4 protein-coding genes are annotated in these 4,942 nt (G+C 61.3%); 3 read left to right on the top strand and 1 reads right to left on the bottom strand.

Annotation, left to right across the window (positions count from 1 at the left end):
• A partial coding sequence (gene recF / locus MPJ51_RS21440) for a DNA replication/repair protein RecF (RefSeq protein WP_298391050.1) occupies positions 1 to 922 on the top strand: 922 nt, incomplete at its 5' end.
• Here the strand turns inward: recF and MPJ51_RS21435 are convergent.
• Positions 919 to 1,485 carry a carboxymuconolactone decarboxylase family protein gene (locus MPJ51_RS21435; RefSeq protein WP_298391048.1) on the bottom strand — a complete coding sequence of 189 codons (567 nt, stop codon included), beginning with the start codon at positions 1,483 to 1,485 and terminating at the stop codon, positions 919 to 921. The two genes, recF and MPJ51_RS21435, sit on opposite strands and share 4 nt — an antisense overlap.
• A 102-nt stretch (positions 1,486 to 1,587) precedes the next feature.
• On the opposite strand from MPJ51_RS21435, the gene MPJ51_RS21430 reads away from it, so the two are divergent.
• Both MPJ51_RS21430 and gyrB read left to right on the top strand, forming a co-directional pair.
• On the top strand, positions 1,588 to 2,160 hold the full coding sequence (locus tag MPJ51_RS21430) for a TetR/AcrR family transcriptional regulator (protein WP_298391046.1): 573 nt from the start codon (positions 1,588 to 1,590) through the stop codon (positions 2,158 to 2,160).
• 114 nt (positions 2,161 to 2,274) lie between these two features.
• Positions 2,275 to 4,692 (top strand): DNA topoisomerase (ATP-hydrolyzing) subunit B, encoded by a 2,418-nt coding sequence (gene gyrB, locus MPJ51_RS21425; protein WP_298391045.1) that lies wholly within the window; start codon positions 2,275 to 2,277, stop codon positions 4,690 to 4,692.
• Positions 4,693 to 4,942 lie beyond the last annotated feature (250 nt).

Here is a 4,942-nt window from a genome sequence, read left to right as displayed (position 1 = left end):
TGCGGCTGAGATGACCCGGCGGCCCGAGGCGCTGGGCTGGAAGCTGTCCGGGTTGCTGCAAGCACAGGGCCAGCGGTTCGAGATCGAGACCTGGTCCGAGGGCGGCGCGGCGCGGCAAGTTCGGATTGACGATAAATCGGCAAGCCAGATTGATCTGGGTAAACTGGCGCGGGTGGTCTGGCTGATCCCTTCGATGGATCGGTTGTGGATCGAAGGCGCTGAGGGGCGACGGCGGTTTCTGGACCGTATGGCGTTGAGTTTCGATCCGGCCCATGCCGAGGCCTCATTGACCTATGAAAAGGCCATGCGGGAACGCAACCGGCTGCTGAAAGAGCAGGTCCGGGACGCCCATTGGTACGCCGCGTTGGAAGGGCAGATGGCCGAGACGGGGCATCGGATACACGCTGCGCGGTTGGCGGCTTTGGATCATTTGCGGGCGGCGCAGGAGCGGGCCGAGACGGCTTTCCCCTCCGCCGAGTTGGAACTGGTCCAGACTGAAGGCGCTATGCCTGAGACGGCAGAGGATTTGCGCGAGGCGTTGGCTGAGAGCCGGTTCCGCGATCTCGCGGCGGGGCGGACGCTGGTGGGGCCGCATCGCTCGGATCTGTATGGTGTGTTTGCGGCCAAGGGCGTTCCGGCCAAGGATTGTTCGACCGGAGAGCAGAAGGCCTTGCTGGTCTCGCTGATCCTGTCCAATGCCCGCGCGCTGGCCGGGATGGTGGGGGCTCCGCCGATAGTGCTGCTGGATGAGGTGGCCGCGCATCTGGATGCGGCGCGGCGCGCGGCGCTCTATGACGAGATTTGCGCGCTGGGTGCTCAGGCCTGGATGACGGGCACCGGGCCTGAGCTGTTTGCGGAACTGGGGGATCGGGCCCAGACGCTGGTGGTCAGCGAGGGCGACGAAGGGTCCGTCGTGGCTTAGGCCGGTTCGCTGACCTTCCGTTCCCACAGGAAGCCGCGCATGACCTCATCCACCGGGGTTTGCGCCATGTGGTTGACGTAGTTCGACATGGTTTTCTGTGCCAGACCCAGAACCACGTCCAGAACCGCGCGGTGGGCATAACCCGCGTCAAAGAACGCCTGCATCTGCGCCTCGGTCACGTTGCCGCGGGTTTCCATCATCTGCAGGGTGAAGCTGCGCAGTGCCTCAAGCTTGGGCGACGGCAGCGGGGTTTCGTTGCGCAGCGCCTCGGTGATCTCGTCCGAGACCTTCATCATCTTGGCGATACCGGTATGGGCGGGCACGCAATAGTGGCATTCGTTTTCCACATTGATGGTCTGCCAGACCACGGTTTTCTCGTCATTGTCGAAATCGGTCTGCATGAAGAGGCCGTGCAGAACCTGATAGCCCTCAAGGTGCTGCGGGCTTTCCGCCATGACCTTGTGCAGGCCGGGCAGGCGGCCAAAGGCGGCTTGTGACTTTTCCAGCAGCGGTTTCGATCCTTCGGGGGCGGTGGTCAGGTCGTGGGATGGGAAATCAGCCATGTCGGAACTCCTGTTTTTTTGATGCGATATGTCGGAAATATGCTTTCTTGAGTGATCGCTCAAGTATATATTTGAGCGAATGTTCAAGAAATGGTGACCTGGATGCCCCGAAAACCGAGCTACGACCGAGACGCGCTGATCGACCGGGCGCGGGATGTGTTCTGGCGGCAGGGCTGGGCCGGAACCTCGCTGAAGGATCTGGAGCGGGAGCTGAAGCTGAACCCGGGCAGTTTCTATGCGGCGTTCGGGTCGAAAGACGCGCTATATGCGCTGGCCTTGCAGCGCTATGCGCAGGAAGGCGTGGCGCGTCTGACGGCGCTGGCGGAGAGGTTGGGGGCCAAGGGCGCGTTACAGGAGCAGCCGCGTCTGGTGATCGAGGCCACGGGCGCGCCTGCCAAGGCCTGTATGCTGGCCAAGACCTATGCCGAATTGCAGGCCAAGGATCACGAACTGGCCGGGCAGGCGGGCGTGCATATGGCCGAGATGAAGGCCTGTTTCGCAGACCTGTTCCGCCGTGCGCAAGAGGCCGGAGAGATTAGCCCGGATCACGACCCCGAGCGGCTGGCGACACGCTATCAATCCGACCTTCTGGGCCTGCGTCTGTCTGCTGAACGCAGCAATGTGGATGCCCGCGCGGTGGCGGCGGATATCGCAGCGGATATCGACCGTCTTTGACCTTGTGCCGGGTCGGGCGAAAACACCCCCGCTACCCACAAAATCTTGGGGGATCGCGTGACATTCCCCACCAGAGAACGTATAAGTTACCAAAATAATATAGGTACTTCCCGAATGTCCGAAGACGCACAGGCACCCCAGGAATACGGCGCTGATTCCATCAAGGTTCTCAAAGGGTTGGAGGCTGTCCGCAAGCGCCCCGGCATGTATATCGGGGACACGGATGATGGCTCGGGCCTGCACCATATGGTGTATGAGGTTGTCGACAACGGCATTGATGAGGCTCTGGCCGGTCACGCCGACCATGTGACTGTGAAAATTCACGCGGATTCCAGCGTATCGGTCAGCGATAACGGGCGCGGAATTCCGGTGGATATTCACCCGGAAGAGGGCGTCTCGGCCGCCGAGGTCATCATGACTCAGCTACATGCGGGCGGGAAGTTCGACAGCAACTCGTACAAGGTATCTGGCGGCCTGCACGGCGTGGGCGTTTCCGTGGTGAACGCGCTGTCGAACTGGCTGGAACTGCGCGTCTGGCGCAACGGTAAGGAACACGTTGCGCGCTTTGAGGGTGGCGAGACCACCGAGCATCTGAAAGTTGTCGCCGAATGCGGGGATCGTACCGGGACCGAGGTGCGGTTTCTGGCCTCGACCGACACGTTCTCGAACCTCGAATATTCCTTTGAGACGCTGGAAAAGCGCCTGCGCGAGCTGGCCTTCCTGAACTCGGGCGTACGCATCATCCTGATCGACGAACGCCCGGCGGAACGGCTGGAAACTGAGCTGTTCTATGAGGGCGGCGTCAAGGAATTCGTCAAGTACCTCGACCGCTCCAAGACAGCGGCAATGCCCGAGCCGATCTATATCAAGGGCGAGCGCGACGATATCGGTGTGGAAATCGCGATGTGGTGGAATGACAGCTATCACGAGACAGTGCTGCCCTTCACCAACAACATTCCGCAGCGCGATGGCGGCACCCACGTGGCCGGATTCCGGGGCGCGCTGACCCGGACGATCAACAACTATGCGCAATCCAGCGGGATCGCGAAAAAGGAAAAGGTCAGCTTTACCGGCGATGACGCGCGCGAAGGTTTGACCTGCGTGTTGTCGGTCAAAGTGCCGGACCCGAAATTCTCGTCCCAGACCAAGGATAAGCTGGTCAGCTCCGAAGTGCGCCCGGCGGTCGAAGGTCTGATGAACGAAAAATTGGCCGAGTGGTTCGAGGAAAACCCGAACGAGGCCAAAACCATCGTCGGCAAGATCATCGAGGCCGCGCTGGCCCGTGAGGCCGCCCGCAAAGCCCGCGAACTGACCCGTCGCAAAACGGCGATGGATGTGAACTATCTGGCCGGTAAGCTGAAGGATTGCTCCGAAAAGGACCCGTCCAAGACCGAAGTCTTCCTGGTCGAGGGGGACTCGGCCGGAGGTTCTGCCCAGACGGGTCGGGATCGCCTGACTCAGGCCGTCCTGCCTCTGCGTGGGAAGATCCTGAACGTCGAACGGGCGCGATTTGACCGGATGCTGTCGTCGCAGGAGATCGGCAACCTCGTCATGGCGCTGGGCACCGGCATTGGCCGCGATGAGTTCAACATCGAAAAGCTGCGCTACCACAAGATCGTCATTATGACCGATGCCGACGTGGACGGTGCGCATATCCGTACACTGTTGCTGACCTTCTTCTACCGGCAGATGCCGGAACTGATTGAGGGCGGTTACCTCTATATCGCGCAGCCGCCGCTATATAAGGTTTCGCGGGGTAAATCAGAGGTTTACCTGAAAGATCAGGCTGCTCTGGACGACTATCTGATCAATCAGGGCGTCGAAGGGGCAGTGCTGAAACTCGGCTCGGGCGAAGAGATCATCGGTCAGGATCTGACCCGCGTGGTCGATGAAGCGCGTCAACTGAAACGCGTGCTGGACGCCTTCCCGACCCATTACCCGCGCCACATTCTGGAACAGGCCGCCGTCGCCGGGGCCTTTGTCCCGGGCGCGGTCGACGCCGACCTGCAAGGCGTTGCCGACAAGGTTGCCGCGCGCCTCGACCTGATCGCGCTGGAATACGAACGCGGCTGGCAAGGCCGGATCACTCAGGATCACGGCATCCGTCTTGCCCGCATCCTGCGCGGCGTTGAAGAGGTCCGCACACTGGACGGCCCCATGCTACGCTCGGGCGAGGCCCGCAAGACCGGCAGCTTCACCCAAAGCCTGCAAGAGATCTACAACACCCCCGCCACCCTGATCCGCCGCGACCGCTCTCAGGCCATCCACGGCCCGCTGGACCTGCTACGCGCCATTCTGGAAGAGGGCGAAAAGGGCCTGTCCCTGCAACGCTACAAAGGTCTGGGCGAAATGAACCCCGATCAGCTATGGGAAACCACCCTGGACCCCGATGCTCGGACGCTGCTGCAAGTGCGCGTGGACGACATGGTCGAAGCGGATGATCTGTTCACCAAACTGATGGGCGACGTGGTCGAACCCCGCCGGGAATTCATCCAGCAGAATGCGCTGAGCGTGGAGAATCTGGATTTTTGATCCAGTTGTCGGTGCGCGCAACTGTTCCCTAGGAAGGCTTGTTGAGGGTCAAGTCTGTTGAGCCTCCATGGTCCGCCGCGTGCTTTTGCGGACAAGGCTGCGGATAGACCCCACTTAACATGTGCTCGGCAAGATCAATCAGACCTTGCCGAAATGCGTCTCAGCGGGTTGAACCACAATCAACGAAGAGGTCCACAAGGGGACGCCGGCTTACTTCGGGCGCCTTGGCACAGCGTTGCCACCCTTTGCC

The sequence above is a fragment of the Ruegeria sp. genome (assembly GCF_028066395.1).
Taxonomy (GTDB): domain Bacteria; phylum Pseudomonadota; class Alphaproteobacteria; order Rhodobacterales; family Rhodobacteraceae; genus Ruegeria.
Note: the sequence above shows the minus strand (reverse complement) of the source record. Positions and strands in the feature narration are given on the sequence as shown.